Annotated in this window: 15 protein-coding genes; 5 read left to right on the top strand and 10 right to left on the bottom strand. The window is 75.1% G+C overall.

Annotated elements, in window-relative coordinates:
• Positions 1-82 precede the first annotated feature (82 nt).
• Both HNR61_RS43485 and HNR61_RS43480 read right to left on the bottom strand, forming a co-directional pair.
• Positions 83-1,867 (bottom strand): hypothetical protein, encoded by a 1,785-nt coding sequence (locus tag HNR61_RS43485; RefSeq protein ID WP_182848992.1) that lies wholly within the window; start codon positions 1,865-1,867, stop codon positions 83-85.
• 242 nt (positions 1,868-2,109) lie between these two features.
• Positions 2,110-3,393 (bottom strand): glycosyltransferase family 2 protein, encoded by a 1,284-nt coding sequence (locus HNR61_RS43480; RefSeq protein ID WP_312898375.1) that lies wholly within the window; start codon positions 3,391-3,393, stop codon positions 2,110-2,112.
• Between the two features lie 323 nt (positions 3,394-3,716).
• On the opposite strand from HNR61_RS43480, the gene HNR61_RS43475 reads away from it, so the two are divergent.
• Positions 3,717-5,246: a glycosyltransferase family 39 protein gene (locus tag HNR61_RS43475; RefSeq protein WP_312898374.1), complete on the top strand. Its 1,530-nt coding sequence runs from the start codon at positions 3,717-3,719 to the stop codon at positions 5,244-5,246.
• A 27-nt stretch (positions 5,247-5,273) separates the two neighbouring features.
• On the opposite strand, the gene HNR61_RS43470 is transcribed toward HNR61_RS43475, so the two are convergent.
• Both HNR61_RS43470 and rsmI read right to left on the bottom strand, forming a co-directional pair.
• Positions 5,274-5,576 (bottom strand): hypothetical protein, encoded by a 303-nt coding sequence (locus tag HNR61_RS43470; protein WP_157420371.1) that lies wholly within the window; start codon positions 5,574-5,576, stop codon positions 5,274-5,276.
• A gap of 127 nt (positions 5,577-5,703) precedes the next feature.
• Positions 5,704-6,588, bottom strand: a complete 885-nt coding sequence (rsmI, locus tag HNR61_RS43465) for a 16S rRNA (cytidine(1402)-2'-O)-methyltransferase (RefSeq protein ID WP_182848991.1) — start codon at positions 6,586-6,588, stop codon at positions 5,704-5,706.
• A gap of 67 nt (positions 6,589-6,655) precedes the next feature.
• Between rsmI and HNR61_RS43460 the strand changes: the two genes are divergently transcribed.
• Positions 6,656-8,284, top strand: a complete 1,629-nt coding sequence (locus HNR61_RS43460; RefSeq protein WP_182848990.1) for a dolichyl-phosphate-mannose--protein mannosyltransferase — start codon at positions 6,656-6,658, stop codon at positions 8,282-8,284.
• A gap of 45 nt (positions 8,285-8,329) precedes the next feature.
• Here the strand turns inward: HNR61_RS43460 and HNR61_RS43455 are convergent, their stop codons facing one another.
• The 3 genes from HNR61_RS43455 to HNR61_RS43445 form a co-directional block, all read right to left on the bottom strand.
• Positions 8,330-8,938, bottom strand: coding sequence for a DUF305 domain-containing protein (locus tag HNR61_RS43455; RefSeq protein ID WP_182848989.1), 609 nt, complete (start codon positions 8,936-8,938; stop codon positions 8,330-8,332).
• A gap of 84 nt (positions 8,939-9,022) precedes the next feature.
• Positions 9,023-9,421, bottom strand: coding sequence for a DUF6153 family protein (locus HNR61_RS43450; RefSeq protein WP_182848988.1), 399 nt, complete (start codon positions 9,419-9,421; stop codon positions 9,023-9,025).
• On the bottom strand, positions 9,418-10,623 hold the full coding sequence (locus HNR61_RS43445; protein WP_182848987.1) for an MFS transporter: 1,206 nt from the start codon (positions 10,621-10,623) through the stop codon (positions 9,418-9,420). The genes HNR61_RS43450 and HNR61_RS43445 overlap by 4 nt, the downstream gene beginning before the upstream one ends.
• A gap of 103 nt (positions 10,624-10,726) precedes the next feature.
• Between HNR61_RS43445 and HNR61_RS43440 the strand changes: the two genes are divergently transcribed.
• Positions 10,727-11,731, top strand: a complete 1,005-nt coding sequence (locus HNR61_RS43440; RefSeq protein ID WP_182848986.1) for a LacI family DNA-binding transcriptional regulator — start codon at positions 10,727-10,729, stop codon at positions 11,729-11,731.
• A 12-nt stretch (positions 11,732-11,743) separates the two neighbouring features.
• On the opposite strand, the gene HNR61_RS43435 is transcribed toward HNR61_RS43440, so the two are convergent.
• Positions 11,744-13,054, bottom strand: coding sequence for an AfsR/SARP family transcriptional regulator (locus HNR61_RS43435; RefSeq protein WP_220510495.1), 1,311 nt, complete (start codon positions 13,052-13,054; stop codon positions 11,744-11,746).
• Complete coding sequence (locus tag HNR61_RS47110) at positions 12,955-13,287, bottom strand: AfsR/SARP family transcriptional regulator (protein ID WP_220510494.1); 333 nt, start codon at positions 13,285-13,287, stop codon at positions 12,955-12,957. The genes HNR61_RS43435 and HNR61_RS47110 overlap by 100 nt, the downstream gene beginning before the upstream one ends.
• A gap of 44 nt (positions 13,288-13,331) precedes the next feature.
• On the opposite strand from HNR61_RS47110, the gene HNR61_RS43430 reads away from it, so the two are divergent.
• Together HNR61_RS43430 and HNR61_RS43425 are read left to right on the top strand one after the other, a co-directional pair.
• Entirely contained in the window at positions 13,332-16,280 is a 2,949-nt protein-coding gene (locus tag HNR61_RS43430) for an AfsR/SARP family transcriptional regulator (protein WP_182848985.1), read from the top strand.
• A 241-nt stretch (positions 16,281-16,521) separates the two neighbouring features.
• Complete coding sequence (locus HNR61_RS43425) at positions 16,522-17,748, top strand: MFS transporter (RefSeq protein ID WP_182848984.1); 1,227 nt, start codon at positions 16,522-16,524, stop codon at positions 17,746-17,748.
• A gap of 7 nt (positions 17,749-17,755) precedes the next feature.
• On the opposite strand, the gene HNR61_RS43420 is transcribed toward HNR61_RS43425, so the two are convergent.
• Entirely contained in the window at positions 17,756-19,384 is a 1,629-nt protein-coding gene (locus tag HNR61_RS43420) for a penicillin-binding transpeptidase domain-containing protein (RefSeq protein ID WP_182848983.1), read from the bottom strand.
• Positions 19,385-19,400: the final 16 nt, after the last annotated feature.

Here is a 19,400-nt window from a genome sequence, read left to right as displayed (position 1 = left end):
CACAGTGGCCTCAGCCACGCACGCGAGCGCGTGACCTGACCCGCGGGCCCGAAGCCGAAGGCCAGGGCTTTTGAAACACAGCTCAGCCCGAGCGCCGCCAGGCGACCCAGCCGTCGTTGGGGGACGTGCGGCGGTCCACGATCCGCCATCCGGGGGGCGCGCCGCCCTTCCAGGTGGACTCGGCGGGGGTCTTGCCGTTCCAGTAGACCAGCACCAGGTCGGCCTCGCGGGGCGGGGCGTGGTCGCCGTCGAAGCCGATCGTGGCGGTCCAGTTGAGCCAGTAGTACAGCGGCAGCCTCAGCCGCCAGGAGATGTCGCCGTCCACCGCGACGACCGGCGTGGTGGCGGGGCCGGCGATGGAACGGACGTCGGTGGCGGCGGTGTACTCGCGGACCAGGGGCGCGCCGACGCGCTCGTTGGCCGTCGCGATCATGCCGGTGCTGACCAGCGCGCACAGGGCCGTCAACGTCACCGTGGCCAGCCCCCGCAGCCGGGACGCCAGCATCGCCAGCCCCAGCAGCACCAGGCCCGCCAGCGTCGCCCGCTCCAGCCGGAACGCCGTCCAGTCCCAGGTCAGGAACGAGATCTCCGGGAAGTCGTAGGGCGTGAAGGTGTAGCGGGCCAGCCGGTCCCCGGCGTGCCAGCCCACCACGACCGCCGACCCTGCCAGCAGGGCCGCCGACAGCGCCGCCGCCCACGCCGCCGCCCGGCGGGGAAGCCGCAGCAGCACCGCGCAGCCCACCGCGAACAGCACGGGCGTCACGCACGCCAGGTAGCGGCCGTAGGCGTAGTTGCCGACGCGCTGCTCGTCGGGCAGGGCCGCCGAGGTCGCCAGCGCGATGCCCGCGACCACCGCGACCACCGCCAGCGCCAGGGCCCGCAGCCGTCCGGGCGCGTCCCGGCGCAGCGCCAGCATCGCCAGCGCGACCAGCCCGATCCCGGCGAGCCCGCCGGTCGCGGCGAGCTGGTACCAGACCTGGCCGGTCGCCAGCGACAGCGTCCAGCCCCAGCCGTCCAGGGAGGTCAGCCGTTGCAGCAGGTTGCCGCCGAGGTCGTTGTCGCCGTTGGGGTACATCACGGGCAGCAGCGAGTGGTTCAGGCGCGTCCCGGCGAGCGCGACGCCCGCCAGCACCGCCGCCGCCGACGCCGCCTCGCCCCGGCTCCGCCAGCGGGCCACCGCCGCCGTCAGCACCAGCGCCGCCTGGACCACCAGCAGGATCACGCCGCGCGTGTGGCAGACATAGGAGTAGGCCGCCAGCGCCGACGCGCCCGCCCCGTACAGCGCCACCCGCGCGGGCGACGCGGTGGCCCGCGCGCCGGCCGTCAGCCACGAGTGGACCAGCAGCAGCCAGCCCAGCACCACGACCGGCAGCACCGCGTCGGTGAGGGCGAACTCGGCGAAGAACACCACGCCGGTCAGCAGCGCGGTGGCGTTCCCGACCAGGAACGCCGCCCGCCGGTCCAGCCCGCAGCGGCGCAGCAGCACCAGCGCCAGCGGCAGCATCAACGCGCTGATCAGCGCGTTCTCGGCCTGGATGAGGCGGTAGACCGTCTGCGGGTCGTCCGACAGCCAGTGGGCGGGCGTCAGCAGCAGCGGGTAGCCGCCCCGGTAGACCGTCCCGTAGGACAGGTCCGCGGCGGGGCCGCCGCTCAGCACGCGGGCGGCGAACAGGTAGCCGGTCTCGTCGGGGGTGGCCACCGGCATGGTCTGCCCGGCGGAGGCGACCAGCCGGACCGCGACCTGCGCCAGGTAGGCCAGCAGGACCAGCAGCGTCCGCCGTCGTCTCGGGGGGGCGGCGACGTCGGGTCCGGGGGTCGCCCGACGCTCCGCACGCGTGTCCGGGCGCAGGGGTGGATGCGTCGTCATCGGTGCTGGGGGGTGCCCTGGCCGATCACCGTGAACGGGATTCTCATCGCCACCTCAGCGTGTCACAGCCCACCCGGCGGGACGAAACCGGGGAGGAAAGAGTCAGTAACTTCTCAGGTGGCGCAACGCCGTGGAACGGAGGCGTCACGCCCCGTGAGATGATCGCCGTGATGGACGGCGGGCACCACGAAGCCCCCCGCCCGGCGAGGGCGGAGGGCTCCGGACGTGGAACGAGGGGACGATCAGCCCTCGGTCCTGGTCTCGGCCTTCTCGGCCGCGGCCTCAGCGGTCCTACCGGCGGCCTGCCGCTCCACCGCGACCTTCTCCGCGGCGGCGTCCACCACGTTGGCGGCCTCGTCGGCGGCGTCCACCATCGGCGGGTGCTGGCGGCGGCGGATGCCCAGGATCGACACGAACAGCGAGGCGAAGATCGCCTGGAAGCTCATCATCAGCGCGACGGCGGCCGGGACGACCATGCGCAGCGAGTGCCGCGGGTCCAGCTCGCCGAAGCTGTTGACGCGCCAGTGCATCAGCGAGGCGACCAGCCCGGCCAGGCCCGCCAGGGCCAGCAGGCCGCCGAGCACCAGACCGCGCTCCAGGCTCCACCACTCGACCAGCTTCTTGACCCGGCTGTCGGGTGGCAGGAAGCCCTCGTGCATGGCGTAGACCTTGGTGAGCAGCGCGAACAGCACCGCCTGGAAGCCGATCACCAGCGCCGCGCCGGCGCCCACCAGGGTGTCGACGTCGAACGCGACCTCGCCGATGCGGACCGGACCGAACGACAGCGCGATCCCGGCGACCAGTCCGAGCGTCATAAAGATCAGACCGGGGATGAAGAACAGCCAGCGGGGGCTGTAGAGCATGAGGAAGCGCAGATGACGCCAGCCGTCACGCCAGGTGTTCAGGTGCGGCGGCCGGGACCGGCCGTCGGGCGACAGCGTGGTCGGCCGCTCGCGGATGTCGTACTTGGCGAGCGTGGCCTTCACCACCATCTCGGAGGCGAACTCCATGCCCCCGGTCTGGAGGCCCAGCCGCAGGATCGACTCCTTGTTGAAGGCGCGCAGCCCGCAGTGGAAGTCGCCGATCTTGCTGCCGAAGAACAGCCGCCCGACGAACGACAGCACCGGGTTGCCCAGGTAGCGGTGCAGCGCCGGCATGGCGCCGGGGGCGATGCCGCCCTTGAAGCGGTTGCCCATCACCAGGTCGGCGCCGTCCCGCAGGTCCTCCAGGAACGGGCCGAGCGTGGCGAAGTCATAGGAGTCGTCGCAGTCGCCCATCGCCACGTACTTGCCGCGGGCGGCGCGGATGCCGCCCATCAGGGCGTTGCCGTACCCCTTGTCGGCAACCGGCACCACCCGCGCGCCCGCCTCGCGGGCGAGCTGCTGGCTGCCGTCGGTGCTGCCGTTGTCGGCGATGACGACCTCGCCGTCGATGCCGTTCTCCTCAAGAAACCGAACCGTCTTCTGGACGCATGTCGCGACCGTCTCGGCCTCGTTCAGGCATGGCATCACTACGGAGAGTTCCACGCGATCTCCTTCGTTACCGCTGGTGACCGTCTGCGGTATTTTCGACTCATCTCATCGTGGGACCGGTCCCGCATGCGCGGGAAGCGTGTCATGTTGCGCACTTGCAACGCATTGTCCCCCTCCGCCAGGGTCACGGGCGGCAGGCTAGGACGTCTAGCATACGGGCACCTCAGCCTGGAAGGGGTGGTTCTGCTGTGACGTGCGCCGAGCAGAGTGAGCCCACGCAGGGGCCGGCGGACGCGCAGCCGGCCGTGGAAACGGCGGGCCATCCCGTACGTCTTGACCGGAAGAACAGAGTGGCGCGAGTGACCAGAGGGGGAATCGTGGCTGTGTCAGGGCTGCGCGGACGTGTCCGCGTGTCCGCGCTGGGGCCGCTGATACGCCGCAATCCGGCCTTCACTGTGATCCTGGCCATAGCCGCGCTGCTGCGGCTCGTGGCGATGGTGGGCTACGCGCCCGTCATGTTCTTCAACGACAGCTTCGACTACCTGCACGTCGCGGTGAAGCCGCAGCCCCACCAGCTGCGCCCGAACGGCTACTCGTTCCTGTTGCAGGCGCTGGAGCCGCTCCACAGCTTCGCGCTGGTGGCGTTCGTCCAGCACCTCATGGGCCTGGCGATGGGCGTGATGATCTACGCCCTGCTGCGCCACCGGTTCGGGCTCCCCGGCTGGGGCGCGACGCTGGCGGCGGCCCCGGTCCTGCTGGACGGCTACCAGATCCAGCTGGAGCACCTGGTGCTGTCGGACACCATGTTCACGTTCCTGGCGGTGACGGCCGTCACGGTGCTGCTGTGGCACGAGCGGACCACCTGGAAGGTCGGCGCCGCGGTGGGCCTGCTGATCGGGTTCGCCTGGCTGACCCGCTCGGTGGGCCTGCCGGTGCTGCTCGGCGTGCTGGTGTTCCTGCTGATCCGCCGCACCGACTGGCGCGTCCTGGCGGTGCTGCTGGCCGCCAGCCTGCTGCCGGTGGTGGGCTACATGGGCTGGTACAAGGCCGAGCGCGGCAAGTTCGCGATCACCGAGAGCAACGGGATCTTCCTGTACGCCCGGACCTACAAGTTCGCCGACTGCCACAAGATGAAGGACATCCCCGTCCAGGAGATGCCGCTGTGCACCGAGGCGGTCGGCGGCAGCCGCCAGCCCAACTCCCAGGACGGCATCTGGAACGCCGCCTCCCCCCTCAACCGCTATACCGGCCAGCGGTTCAGCCCCGAGAAGAACAAGATCGCCAACGACTTCGCCCGGCGCGCGATCCTCTCCCAGCCCGGCGACTTCCTGAAGGTCGTCGCGCACGACTTCCTCCGCGTCTTCCAGTGGAAGCGCACGGTGTTCCCGGACCCGGCGACCTACTCGCAGTACGAGTTCGGCCGCCGGTCCGCGCCGCTGCCGGAGTGGCAGATGGGCGGCGGCACCGCCCGCCAGGAGGCCAACCTCTACGAGGACGGCGACGCCCGCACCAAGCTCAACCAGCCGTTCGCCGGTGTCATCCGCGTCTACCAGGACCACGTGTACCTGCGCGGCTCCCTGCTCGGCCTCATCCTGCTGGTCGGGCTGGCGGGCATGGTGGCGATGTGGCGGCGCCTCGGCGGCCTGGCGTTCCTGCCGTGGTCCCTGGCGACGGGCCTACTGCTGGCCCCGGCGGCGACGGCGGAGTTCGACTACCGCTACGTGCTGCCGGCCGTGCCGCTGGCCTGCCTGGCGGCGGCGATCGCGTTCGGCCCGGAGGCGCGGGCCCGCTTCGCGGCGCTCCGCCGCGGGGGCAGGGCAGCGCCGGAGGCGACGCCGGTGCCCTCCCTGGAGGACGTCGTCGCCGATCCGAAGGTCCCCGCCCCCGCGGCCGGCTCGGCGGGCTGACCCCGCGCGGCGGCCGGGGACGGCGGTCTACCAGGCGTGGATGCGCCTCAGGTGGATCACCGTCTCCAGGCCGCTGTCGGGCCGCTGCTCCGGCACCCGCCCGCTCTTGCGCCACGGCGCCGAGAACGCCTTGACGTTGCCGCTGTGGCACTCGCAGCACGGGTGGTCGGTCCAGGGCGTCGTGCACGGGTGCCCGCCGTGGGCGTAGGCCACGGCCTCGCCGCCGTGCCCGTCGTCGACGTGCCGGACGTCGAACCCCTCTTCCCAGGTGGCGCCGCAGCGCAGGCACTCGTAGATCCACACCTCGTGGTCTGACCATGCGTTTCGCACAGCCCCCACCTCCTCGGGAACGCCTCATCGCGTTCCCTTCCAGTGTGCTCCGGCGGGCGCCGTTCCGACAGTCCGCCGACGGCACCCGAACGCGCTGCCGACGCCCGGCCGGTTGCGGCCCGCTCCCTTACCGGGAGTCCCCCCGCGCCGCCACCACGGCGTCGTAGACGGTCCGCTTGGGGACGCCGTTCTCCTTGGCGATCTCGCTGATGGCCTGCTTGCGGGGCGTTCCGGCGCCCTCGCGGGCGGCGACGGCGGCGGCCAGGTCGGCGGGGTCGGTCAGGCCCGCGCGGGCGGGCGCGCCGCCGACCACCAGCGTGATCTCGCCGAGGACGCCGGGCGCGGCCCACTCGGCCAGCCCGGCCAGCGGCCCCCGGCGGACCTCCTCGTAGGTCTTGGTGAGCTCGCGGCACACGGCGGCGGGCCGGTCGCCGCCGAACGCCTCGGCCATCGCCGCCAGCGTCGCGGCCAGGCGGCGCGGCGACTCGAAGAACACCATCGTGCGGGGCTCGCCCGCCAGCTCGGCCAGGCGGCGGGCGCGCTCGCCGGGCTTGCGGGGCGGGAAGCCCTCGAAGCAGAACCGGTCGGTGGGCAGCCCCGACATGATCAACGCGGTGGTCACGGCGGACGGGCCCGGCAGCACCCGCACCGGGACGTCCTCCGCCACGGCGGCCACCACCAGCCGGTACCCGGGGTCGGACACCCCCGGCATGCCCGCGTCGGTCACCACCAGGACGTCGCGGCCCGCCAGCAGCTCCTCCAGCAGCTCCGCCGAGCGCGCCTTCTCGTTCTGGTCGTGGTAGGACACGATCCGGCCGGTGAGCTCGACGCCCAGGTCGCCGGCCAGCCGCCGCAGCCGCCGGGTGTCCTCGGCCGCGATGACCGGGGCCGCCGCCAGCGCCGCCCGCAGGCGCGGCGAGGCGTCGTCGACCCGCCCGATCGGCGCCGCGCCCAGCAGCAGCGTCCCGGTGGGCCCGCCGGTTTCCTTGGTGTCCGCAGAGTTCCCCGTCACCCCTCCATTGTCCCGCCCGGCCCGCCCGCGTCCGGCCACCGCCCCGCTCCGGCCTTACGATGGCGGGATGGCGATGACGGATTTCGCGCCGGACCACGATCTCGGCCGGCGGTCGCGGCCGCCGACCCCGCGCGAGTGGCTCGCCCCGCCGATCCCGGGCAACCCCCTGTGGGGATGGCTCGGACCGCTGCTGGTCACCCTGTTCGCCGGGGTGCTGCGGTTCGACCGGCTGGCCAATCCACACGCCGTGGTCTTCGACGAGACCTACTACGCCAAGGACGCCTGGGCCCTGCTGAAGTTCGGCTGGGAGCACAACACCGTCAAGAACGCCGACAAGGTCCTCATCAACGATCCGAAGGCCGACATCTGGGGGGACGGGGCCTCGTTCGTCGCACATCCCCCGGCGGGCAAGTGGATGATCGCCGTCGGGGAGTGGATGTTCGGGGCGACGCCGTTCGGCTGGCGGTTCATGCCCGCGCTCGCCGGGACGCTGGCGGTGCTGATCCTGTGCCGGGTCGCCCGCCGGATGACCGGCTCGACGCTGCTGGGCTGCGCGGCGGGCCTGCTGCTGGCGGTGGACGGGCTGGCGTTCGTGACCAGCCGGACCGCTCTGCTGGACGTCTTCGTGATGTTCTGGGTGCTGGCGGGTTTCGCGTGCCTGGTCGCCGACCGGGACCGGTCGCGGGGGCAGCTCGCCGACCGGCTGGCGGACGGCGGGTCGTCCTACGGGCCGTTCCTGCCGCACTGGTGGCGGATCGCCGCCGGGGTCTGCCTGGGGATGGCGTGCGCCACCAAGTGGACCGGGATCTTCTATGTGGCGGCGTTCGGGCTGATAACCGTGTTCTGGGACTTCGGGGCGCGGCGCGCCGCCGGGGTCCGCCGGCCGCTGGCCGGGACGCTGGCGCTGGAGTCGCCGCTGGCGTTCGCGCAGCTCGTGATCGTCGGGGTCGTCACCTACCTGGCGACCTGGTGGGGCTGGATCTTCCGGCCGGGCGGCTGGGGGCGCGGCGAGGCCTCCTCGAACCCGCTGTGGCGGCCGTTCGAGGCGCTGCCCCGGCTGTGGCGCTACCACTCCGAGATGCTGAAGTTCCACAACGGTCTGGACGCCAAGCACGACTACCAGTCGTGGCCGTGGGACTGGCCGGTGCTGCGGCGGCCGGTGGCGTTCTTCTACAACGAGCCCAAGGGCGAGTGCGGCGCGGCCCGCTGCTCCCGCGAGATCCTGGGGATCGGCACGCCCGCGCTGTGGTGGGGCGCGCTGGTCGCGCTGGTGGTCTGCGCGCTGATCTGGCTGCTGGTGCGGGACTGGCGGGCCGGCGCGATCCTGCTGGGGTTCGCGGCGGGCTGGCTGAGCTGGTTCCCGTCGGCGTTCGCCGACCGGACGATGTTCCTGTTCTACGCCACGCCGCTGATCCCGTTCATGGCGATGGCGGTGGTGCTGGTGCTGGGCTACCTGATCGGACCGGCGCGGGCGCACGCGCCCGCGCACCTGGCACTGCGGACCGGCGAGGCGGGGCGCCCCCTGCCCTCCGCGCTGCCGAACGCCGCCCCGCGCCGCCTGGTCGGCGCGTCCATCGCGGGCGCGTACCTCCTCGTGGTGCTGGCGAACTTCGCCTACTTCTACCCGGTGCTGGCCGCCAAGGTGATGACCTACGAGGAGTGGAACGCCCGCATCTGGCTGTCCTCCTGGATCTAGCGGACGGCGGGCCCCGCCCGGAGCCGGACGGGGCCCGCGCGGCCCCTACCTCTTCAGCAGTCCCCGCATCTCGGTGATCTCCTGCTGCTGGGTGCGGACGATCTCACCGGCCATCGTCTTCGCGGCCGGGTGGGAGCCCTTGGCCTGCTCGTCCTTCGCCATGGTGACCGCGCCCTCGTGGTGCTCGATCATCATCGTGAGGAAGCGCCGGTCCAGCTCCCGCCCCTTGAGGCGGCGGAACTCCGCCATCTGCGCGGCCGTCATCATCCCGGCCATCCCGCCGTGGCCCTCGTGCCCTCCGTGGCCGGTCGCCGGGGCCCTGTCGTCGGGGAGGGGCGCGCCCCACTCGCGCAGCCAGCCCGTCATCGTCTCGATCTCGGGCCCCTGGGCCTTCCTGATCTGCTCGGCGAGCTTCCTGATCTCGGGATCGGTCGAGCCCTTCAGCACGATGTCGGACATCTCCACCGCCTGCCGGTGGTGGGGGATCATCATCTGCGCGAACATCACGTCCTGCGCGTTGTACTTCCCCGCCGCCTGCGTGGCGGCCGGGGCGGACGAGGGGCTGTGGGCGTCGCGCGCCGTCCCTCCCCCTCCGCCGCAGGCCGCCGTGCCGATCGCAACGGCGGTCAGCACCGCCGCGAGCTTGCCGTTCACTGGTTCTCTCCCTGGTCGTCACGGTCGTGTGGGCATGCCGAGGCGACCGGCGCCATCCCGCGATGGCGCCCGGTCACCGGCCTGTCACAGCCGCAACACCGAGAGTCGGTACAGATCGGGGGGCCGGGAGCGCGGCGGTCCGCGCCACCGGGCCGCGTTCCACGGCGACGTGCGCGGCACCGGCAGGACCCCGACGAGCCGCGGCACGCCGAACGCCAGCAGCAGCACGCCGCCCAGCAGCGCGAAGCAGACCGCGCCGCTCTCGCAGCCCGTCAGGTGACCGGCCACCCCGTCGCCCGCCGCGAACCCGTGGGTGACGGGCTCGCCGTGGTGCCCGAGGCCGTGGTGGGTGGCCAGGACGGGTTCGGCGACGTGGACCGGGGACGGCGACGCCGACAGCCCGTGCATCGCCAGCAGTCCCAGCAGCAGCCCGAACCCGAGCAGCAGGAGGACCGCGCTCCGCGATACCCCCCGGCCGTTCATGTTCCTACGGTAGCGGCCTCCCGCGCGGCGGGGACACCGGGGCGGAGGGCACGCGCGCCCAGGAGGCAGACCAGCAGGGCCAGCACGCCGCCGAGCCCGGCCCCGGCGAACGCGCCGGGCACGCCCGCCAGCTCCTGCCCGAACCCGGACACGAACGAGCCGACCGCCCCGCCCGCGCCGATCGCCGCCACGACCCACGCGAACGCCTCGGTCACCGTCCCCACCGGGGCCAGCCGGTCCACCAGCGAGAAGCTGCACGCCAGCACGGGGGCCAGGAACACGCCGCTGACGAACGCCAGCACCGTCATGACCGGCAGCGCCGGGGCCCACACCAGCGGCAGGTAGCCCAGCGCCAGCGCGGCCAGCAGCCACGGCAGCCGCCGGTGGTGCTCGCCCGGCCACTCCCGCGCCCCGTACACCAGGCCGCCGGCCAGGGCCCCGGCCGACATCGCGGCCATCAGCACGCTGTGCGCGACGTCGCTGTGCAGGCGTTCGGCGTAGGCGGTCGAGGCGACCGCGTACACCCCCAGCGCGATGCCCGCCAGGCTCAGCGACAGCAGCAGCGCGCACAGGCCGGGCGAGCGCAGCGGCCCGGCCCAGTCGGCCGTCCTCGGCTCGCCGCGCCAGGACCGCGACGGCCCCGAGGTGACCACCACGAGCGTTCCGGCGACGCCGAGCGCGCCGGTCAGCAGCAGCGCGGCCTCGGTGTTCACCAGCGCGGCGGCGGCCACCAGCAGCGGGCCGACGGTGAACAGGATCTCCTGCGCGGCGGCGTCCAGCGCGTAGGCCGCCTGGACCTGCTCCCGGCCGGGCAGCACCAGCGGCCACAGCGCCCGCAGCCCGGCCTCCAGCGGCGGGGTGGCGAGCCCGGCGACCAGCACCGCCGCGACCGTGACCGGCATCGGCCCGGACCCGACCAGCGCCAGCAGCGCGAACCCGAGCCCCGACACCACGGCCGAGGGCAGCAGCACCCACCGCTGGCCGTACCGGTCCATGGCCCGGCCCAGCACCGGCTGCCCGGCCGCCATGGCCAGGCCGAGGATCGCGCCGAGCGTTCCGGCGAGCGGATAGCCGCCGCCCTCGGCCCGCACGTGGAGGATGACGGCGAGCATCCCCATGCCGTTGGGCAGCCGGCCCAGCAGCGTCCCGCCGAGCAGCCGCCCGGCGTGGCGCAGTCTCAGGAACTCGACATAGGTCCGCATTCCGCTCCCGCCATCAGTCAGTCATACGTATTACTGTTCCCGTCATACGTACCACCTCTCGGGCGGTGCGTTCTACCGTTGTCTCCGTGAGGAAGAGCACCGGGTGACCGCGACCAGCCGCCCCACCAGCCGGGACGTGGCCCACGAGGCGGGCGTCTCGCAGTCCACCGTCTCCCTCGTCCTCGGCGGCAAGTGGGCGGGCCGGGTGTCGCCCGCGACCGTCGCCACCGTCCAGGCCGCCGCCGAACGCCTCGGCTACCGCCCCAACCCGGCGGCCCGCAGCCTGCGCCTCGGCACCACCCGCACCGTGATGCTCATGGTCCCCACGCTCACCGCCCCGTTCTTCGGGTCGGTCTACGCGGGCGCGGCGCGCGAGGCGGCCCGGCACGGCCTCGGCGTCGTGGTCTACCCCTGGCCCGACGACGCGGGACCGGCCGACAGCCCGTTCGCCACCCCGCACGAGGCGATCGACGGCATCCTGGCGTCGTCGATGCCCGAGGAGGTCGTCGAACGCTTCCACGGCACCCCCGTGGTGATGCTCGACAGCGACCCCGGCGGCCGGTTCCCCACCGTGAACTTCGGCGTCGCCGACGGTATGCGGGCGCTGGTCGCGCATCTGGCGGGGCTGGGGCACCGCCGGTTCGGGCACGTGGCCGCGACGGTGCACCAGTGGACGTTCCACACCCGCCACGCCGCGCTCGCCGCCGCGGTGGCCGAGGCCGGCGGCACGCTGGCCCGCGCGGCCGGGGCCCTCGACATCACCGAGGCCAAGGACGCGGCGGGACGCCTGCTGGACGCCGCGCCGGACCCCGCCGCCCGCCCGACCGCGCTGGTCTGCGACGACGACCTGATGGCGGCGGGGGCGTACAAGGCCGCGCGCGCCCGGGGCCTGGAGGTGCCCGCGGACCTGTCGGTGACCGGGATGGACGACGTCCTGCTGGCCACGGCCCTGGAACCGGAGCTGACCACCGTCCGGCTCCCGGCCGAGGAGCTGGGCGCCGAGGGGATGCGCTCCCTGCTCACCCTGCTGAACGGCACCCGCCCCGAGCCCCGCACCCTGCCGGGCGAGCTGGTCGTCCGCGCCTCCACCCGCGCCACCGGCCGGTAGCCCGCGAAAAGATCATTGGTCGGCGCCCAGTGGGTAGGGGCCCACCATGAGCGCCCACCCCTCCGAGACCGATCCCGACGTCCAGCCGGGACGGGCGGCCAGCCGGGCGGCGACGATCCGCACCGCCAGCGGCAGGTGCCCGCACAGCCGCAGGACCTCGGCGACGGCGGCGGGCTCGGCGGCGGCGCGTTCCTCCCCGACGATGCCGGTGAACAGCGCGGACGCCTCGTCCGCCGCGAACGCCCGCAGCGGCACCGACCACGCCCCGGCCGGTCCGACGGTGGGGGCGCGGCCGGTGACCAGCACGGCGCAGCCGGGGTCGCCGGGCAGCAGCGGGCGGACCTGCTCGGCGTCGCGGGCGTTGTCGAGCAGGACCAGCACGCGGCGCCCGGCCAGGCGGGTGCGGTACAGCGCGGCGCGTTCGGCCTCGCTCTCGGGCAGGGCGGCGTCGGGCACGCCGAGCGCCCGCAGGAACTCGCCCAGCACGGCGACGGGCTCGGCCGGGTCGCCGCCCGCGCCGTGCAGGTCGACATAGAGCTGCCCGTCGGGGTGGTCGCCGCGCACCCGGTGCGCCACGTGGACGGCCAGCGCGGTCTTGCCGACGCCGCCCGCGCCAAACAGCGCGATCACGGTGGGGGCGGCGCCGGGCGGCGCGGTGAGGCGGGCGGTGAGGCGGGCGACCAGGTCGGCGCGGCCGGTGAAGTCGGCCAGGTCGGCGGGCAGCGACGCGGGCCGCGTCACGGGGTCGGGGTCGGGTCCGGACGGAGCCGGGGCCGGGCCGCCCGCGAGCAGCCGGGCGTGCAACCGTCGCAGTTCGGGGCCGGGATCGGCGCCCAGTTCGGAACGGAGCGTGCGGTGCAGCGCGGCGTAGGCCGCCAGCGCCTCGGCCTGCCGCCCGTCGCGGGACAGCGCCAGCATCAGCAGCCCGTGCAGGTCCTCGCGCAGCGGATGCTCGGCCGTCAGCGCGGTCAGCTCGGCGACGGCCTCGGCATACCGGCCCAGCTCCAGGTCGATCTCCAGGCGGGACCGCCGGGCGGCCAGGCGGCGTTCGGCGAGCCGGGAGCGCTGCGTCTCGGCGAACGGGCCGGGCAGCCCGGCCAGGGGATCGCCGCTCCACAGCTCCAGGGCCTCGGTCAGCAGCAGCCGCGCCGCGTCCAGGTCGGCGCGCGACCGGCCGCCCGCCGTCAGCCGCGCCGCCTCGGCCACGCGCCGGTCGAACCCGGTCAGGTCCAGCGCGCCGTCGGGGACGTCCAGCCGGTAGCCGTCGCCGGCCGACCGCAGGACCGCTGGCCGGGTCCGGTCGTTCTCCAGAACCCGGCGCAACCGGGACACATAGGTGCGTAGCGTTCCGACCGCCCGCGCCGGGGGCTCCTCCCCCACACCGCCGCCACCAGCGCGTCGATCGGCACGGCGCGTCCGGAACGGAGGAGCAGCGCCGCCAGCAGCGCCCGCTGCTGGGGTCCGCCCAGCGCCAGTTCCTCCGGCGACGGCTCCCCGTTCCGCCAGGCGCGCACGGGGCCGAGCACGGCGAAGCGGAGGAACGGTGCATTCGTCACGGGGCGATTCTTCCTTATGAAACGGACCTTTATGGTGGTCACCGATGGACGATCGGCTAGCGGACCTGCGGTTCACAGTGCTGGGACCGGTACGCGGCCGGTGCGGCGCGGACGAGCTCGACCTCGGCCCGCCCCAGCAGCGCGCGCTGCTCGCCGCGCTGCTGCTGCGCGAGGGCCGGGCCGCCTCCGCGCCGGAACTGGTCGACGCCCTGTGGGGTGACGATCCCCCGGCGCGGGCGGTAGGCGCGCTGCGCACCTACGTCTCCCGGCTGCGCCGCCTGCTGGAGCCGGGCCGGGGCTCCGGCGACGCCGCGCGGGTCCTGGTCACGGTCGGCGGCGGGTACGCGCTGCGGCTGCCCGACGGCGCCCTGGACGCCGCCGACTTCGAACGCGACCTCGCCGCCGCCGAGGCCGCCCGCGCCGCGGGGGACCCGGCGGGGGCGCGCGAGCTGCTGCGGACGGCGCTGGGCCGGTGGCGGGGCGAGCCGCTGGCCGGGGTGCCGGGGCCGTTCGCCGAGACGCAGCGCGCCCGGCTGGCCGAGCGGCGGCTCACCGCGCTGGACCGCCGGTTCGCCCTGGACCTGGAGCTGGGGGACCACGCCGAGATCGTCGCCGAGCTGTCGGCGCTGGTGGCCGAGCACCCGCTGCGGGAACGGCCGCGCGGGCTGCTGATGCTGGCGCTGTCGCGGTCGGGCCGCCAGGCCGAGGCGCTGGCCGTCTACGACGACGCCCGCCGCGTCCTGGCCGAGGAGCTGGGCATCGAGCCCGGACCCGAGCTCAGCGGGATCCACGCGCGGGTGCTGGTCTCCCCCGGCGGCCCCGGGGCGCCCGCGCCCACGGCGGCGCGGCCCGCGCAGCTCCCCGGCGACGTGGCCGACTTCACCGGCCGCGCGGAACAGGTCGGCGCCCTGTGCGCGGCGCTGCGCGCCCGCCCCCGCCGCGCCCTGCCGATCTGCGCGGTCGCGGGCGCGGGCGGCGTCGGCAAGACCGCGCTGGCCCTGCACGTGGCGCACCGGGTGCGCGGCGACCACCCCGACGGGCAGCTCTATGTCGACCTGCACGGCGCGGGCGGCGACCCGGCCGAGCCCCGGACGGTGCTGGGGTCGTTCCTCCAGGCGCTGGGGGTGGCGCGGGACGCCGTCCCCGACGGGCTGGCCGAACGCGCCGCGCTGTACCGCACCCGCCTGGCCGGACGCCGCGTGCTGGTCCTGCTCGACAACGCCCGCGACGCCGAGCAGGTCCGCCCGCTGCTGCCCGGCGACCCCGGCTGCGCCGTGCTGGTCACCAGCCGGGCCAAGCTCGGCGGGCTGGACGCGGCCCGGTTCATCGACCTGGACGCGATGGAGCCCGCCGAGTCCCTGGCCCTGCTCACCCGGATCGTCGGCGACGCCCGGACCGGCGCCGAGCCCGGCGCCGCCGCCGAGCTGCTGGAGGTGTGCGGGCACCTGCCGCTGGCGGTGCGGATCGTCGCGGCGCGGCTGGCCGCCCGGCCGTCGTGGACGGTGGCGTCGCTGCTGCGGCGGCTCGACGACGAGGACCGGCGGCTCGCCGAGCTGCGCGTCGCCGACCTAGCCGTGGAGGCGGTGTTCCGGCTGGCCTACCGGCAGCTCGACGACCGGCAGCGGCGCGCGTTCCGGCTGCTGGCGCTGGCCGACGGCCCGTCGGTGTCCCGGGAGGCCGCCGCCGCGCTGCTGGGGACCGACGCGTTCGACGCCGAGGAGCTGTGCGAGTCGCTGGTCGACGTGAGCCTGCTGCGCTCCCCCACCGCGGGCCGCTACCGCTACCACGACCTGGTCCGGCTGTACGCGCGGGGCCGCGCCGCCGCCGACGAGCCCGCCGCCGAACGCGCCGCCGCGCTGCGCCGCCTGCTGCACTTCTGCCTGGCCACCGCCCGCGACGCGCACCTGACGCTCAACCCCGGCGACGGCCGCGCCCTCAACACGCTGCCGCCCCGCGGCCGGGGCCTGGGGTTCGCCGACCAGCGGGCCGCCCGCGACTGGCTGTTCACCGAGGCCGACACGCTGTTCGCCGCGATCGCGCAGGCGGCGCGGGACGCCGACCGGTCGCTGCTGCCCCCGGCCGCCGACCTGCTGCTGATGACCGACGCGCTGGTCGACTCGGGGCTGTACCGGCACGAGTGCGAGCAGGCCGCCTACGCGGTGATCGACGCGGCGTGGGAGCGGCGGGACCTGCGGTCGGAGGGCCGCGCGCACCTCCAGCTCGGCTGGGTCTACTTCTACGCCGACCGGATCGCCGACGCCGCCGCGGTGTGCCGGACGGCGCTGCGCCGGGGCCGCGAGACCGGCGACGTGTGGACGGTCGGCGACGCCCTGGGGCGGCTCGGCGCGTGCGCGCTGATGGCGGGCCGCCCGGCGGAGGCGGTGCGGCACAAGGAGGCGGCGCTGGCGGCGTTCCGGAAGATCGGCGACCGGTACGGCGAGGCCAACATCTGGGCCGGGCTGGGCCGCCCGCTGCTGGGCGCGGGCCGCGCCGCCGAGGCCGTCGCCGCCGCCGAGCGCGGGCTGTCCCTGCACCGCGCGCTCGGCAGCGGCAGCCGCATCGGCTACGCCCTCTACCAGTCGGCCGTGGTGCTGGAGGGCGTCGGCCGTCCCGCCGAGGCGGTCGCCCGGTGCGGCGAGGCGCTGCGGGTGTTCCGGGGCGGCCGCAACCGGCAGTGGGAGGGGCTGACGATGGTCCGGGCGGCGGCGGCGCTGCTGGCCCTCGGCAGCCCCGCCGAGGCGGCGCGGGTCGCCGCCGACGCGGTGGCGGTCACCGGCGAGGTCGGCTACGCGTGGGGCCACGCGCAGGCGCTGCGCGTGCTCGGCCGGGCGCTGCACGACCTGGGCGACGCCGACGCCGCGCGGGAGCGCTGGACCGAGGCCCTGCGGATCTTCCAGCGGCTGAACGCGCCGGAGACCGGGGAGGTCCGCACCCTCCTCCACGGGCACGACGGCCCCGAGGGGCCGGTCACGCGGTCGGCTTCCACGGCGTGACGCGGGAGTCGGCTGCCATGGGCGGGAACGCGGTCGCGGGCATGCACCGACCCTGCCACGGGTGTTTCCCCCGCCACAAGAACCACCGGAAAGAACCCTTCCGTCCTGCGGCGATACCGGACCGGATATCGCTGCGCGGCCCCTGCCGATATTGGACGCCCGCCGGGCCCCTCTGGTGTCCTCTGCGCATGACCGCAGCTCCCCCTCGGGTCCCCCGCCTCCGGCCGGGCGCGCCCGCCCCATGAGCGCCGACGTCCCGGGCCGGGGCGACCGCCACACGGTCGCCGTGGTCGTCGCGGTCCAGGCGGCCGCCTCGATGGGCTACTTCGCGGCGATGGCGCACGTCGTCGTGCACCTCAGGGACGACCTGGGGCTGGCCGCCGGGCTGATCGGCCTGGTGCTGGCGCTGCGGAACCTCGTGCAGTACGCGCTGTTCCTGCCGGTCGGCGCGCTGGCGGACGTGCTGAACCCGGTGCGGACGGGCGTGCTGGCGTGCGCGCTGCGGGCCGTCGGGTTCGCGCTGCTCGGCACCGTGTCCTCCACGGCCGGACTGGTCGTCGCGGCGGTGCTGCTGGGCACCGGCGGGGCGCTGTTCCACCCGGCGGCGCAGTCGCTGCTGGCCGGGGTCGCCGAGCGGCGGCGCGCCCGCGGGTACGCCGCGTACACGATCACGTTGCAGATCTCGGCGGTGGTCGCGCCGCTGCTGGGGCTGGCGCTGCTGAACGTCGGGTACTGGCTGGTGGCGGCGGCCTCGGCCGGGCTGTGGGCGACCGCGGCGTTCCTGTTCTCGCTGGTCCGGCAGGTCCCGCGCGCCCCGGCCGGGGGCGGGGTCGTCGCCGGGGTGCGCACGGCGCTGCGGGACCGGGTCTTCATGTGGTTCGCGGTGGTGTCGATGCCCACGATGCTGATGGCGGACCAGGCGGCGGTGGTGGTGCCGCTCGGCGGCGCGGACGCGGGCGCGGTCACCGTGTTCTCCTGCGTGCTCGCGGCGGTCTCGGCGGCGCTCCAGCCGTGGTGCGCGGTGGGAAGCCGCGCCGAACGGCCCGCCATGCTGCGCGCCGGGATGCTGTTCGTCGGGGCCGGCTACCTGCTGCTGGCGACCGGGGCGGGCGGCCACCTGGCGGGCCTGGTCGCGGTGGCCGTGCTGCACGGGTTCGGCGGCGGCATGCTGCAACCGGCGGTGTTCCACTCGATCGCCCGGCTCGCCCCGCCGACACGCTACGGGGCTTACCTGGGCGTACGGGCGTTCTTCTCGGGCCTGCTCGCCTTCGCCGGAGGCACCGCGGTGGGCCGCCTGTTCGAACTGGGCCCGACCGGCACCGCGACGGCCCTGGTCGCCCTGGCGCTGATCGCCTTCGCCTCGGCGGCGGCCCCGCGCGCGTTCCCGGGGCGGGGGACCGGCGCGGAGAGCGCGGTCCCCCGCGAGACGCCCCGGGGCGAGACGGTGAAGGTCGGGCCCCGCGACTAGTCCACCGCTAGTCCACCGCGCGCAGGAACGACGCGGCGATGGGCGCGGCCGTCCCGGCTCCGGTGCCGCCGTCCTCCACGAGCACCGCGAACGCCAGGTCGCCCCGGTAGCCGATGAACCAGGCGTGCGTGGGCGGGTCCTCGCCCGATCCGAACTCGGCGGTGCCGGTCTTGCCCGCCGTTCCGGCGGGGAAGTCGACCTTGGCGGCGGTGCCCTCGCTGACCACGGCGGGCATGAGGGTCCGCAGCGCCCGCCGGACGCCCGGTTCCAGGGGTTTGGGCGGTTCGGGGCGGCGGCCGCCCGCGTCGAGGGCCTGGGCGGCGGTCGCGGTGTCGACCAGGCGCGGCGACCGCCAGGTGCCGTTGGCCGCGGCGGCGGCGACGCCCGCCATGTTCAGCGGGCTGGTCAGCACCTGGCCCTGGCCGAACGACGCCGAGGCGAGCGCCGTCGCGTCCTTGTTCTTCGGGAACCGCGCGCGGACGGCGGGCAGCCCCGCGATGATCGGCGCGTTGAACCCGAACTGCTCGGCGACCCTGGTCAGCCGTTCGTCGCTGAGGCGGCGGGTGGTCAGGTCGGCCATCGTGGTGTTGCAGGAGTGGGCGAACGCCTCCTTGAACGGCACCGTGCCGAAGCTCTCGAACTTGGCGTTCTTGAACGTGAACCCGCCGATGGCGGTGGTGGCGGGGCAGCCGACCCGGTCGGTGGTGCGCAGCCCGTCGGCGACCAGCGCCGCCGCCGTGACGACCTTGAACGTCGAGCCGGGCGGATACTGCCCCATCAGCGCGCGGTTGTAGCCGCCGGGCTTGTTGGCGACGGCCAGGATCTCGCCGGTGGAGGGCCGGACCGCGACCAGCGACGCGGGTTTGTCGACGTCGGTCAGCGCCTGTCCGGCGGCGCGCTGCGCCTTCGGGTCCAGCGTGGTGCGCAGCGGCCGTCCCTCCTGCCCGCCGAAGCCCTTGAGGTTCTGCACCGTCCTGCCCTGCGCGTCGACGATCTGCACGGTCTGCGCCGGGGTCCCGGCGAGGCGCTTCTCGTACTGGCGGTTCAGGCCGTCCACCCCGGCGGGGTCGCCCTTGCGGTAGGGCGCGCCGAGCTTGCGGGCGATCTCGTCGGTGGCGGCGCCGACCGGCCCGGCGATCTGCCGCACCGACCCCGAGGGGGACGCCGACAGGTCGCTGCCGTCGGCGGCCTGGATCGTGGCGCGCTTGGGCCAGACGCGCGTGCTCTGGACGCGCTGGCCCTCCTTCAGGCCGGGGTACAGCACGGCGGGCGACCAGACGACGCGCCACCCGCCGTCGCGTTCGGTCAGCTTGAACGAGCCGGTGTAGGACCATTTCCGGTCTCCGGCCAGGGTCAGGTCCGCGTGGTAGGAGCCGCCGTCGTCGTCGACGCCCCCGAGGGTGAAGCCCTGCCGGACCGCCCCCAGGTCGTCGCGCATGCGGGTGAGGCGCTGCTCGAAGTCGGCGGGCGGGTCGGCGGTCAGCGCGCGCATCGCCGCGAAGTCGCTCCTCCCCCAGGCCGCCAGGTAGCGCTCGGCCGCCTCCTCGGGTCCGTCCCCGCGGCGCAGGAACCACACCGTTCCGGCCCCCGCGACCATCACCGCGACCGCGGCGATGATCAGCCAGGTTCGGCGCATTCGGTTCTCCTCTCGG

The organism is Actinomadura kijaniata (assembly GCF_014138665.1).
GTDB classification, from domain to species: domain Bacteria; phylum Actinomycetota; class Actinomycetes; order Streptosporangiales; family Streptosporangiaceae; genus Spirillospora; species Spirillospora kijaniata.
Note: the sequence above shows the minus strand (reverse complement) of the source record. Positions and strands in the feature narration are given on the sequence as shown.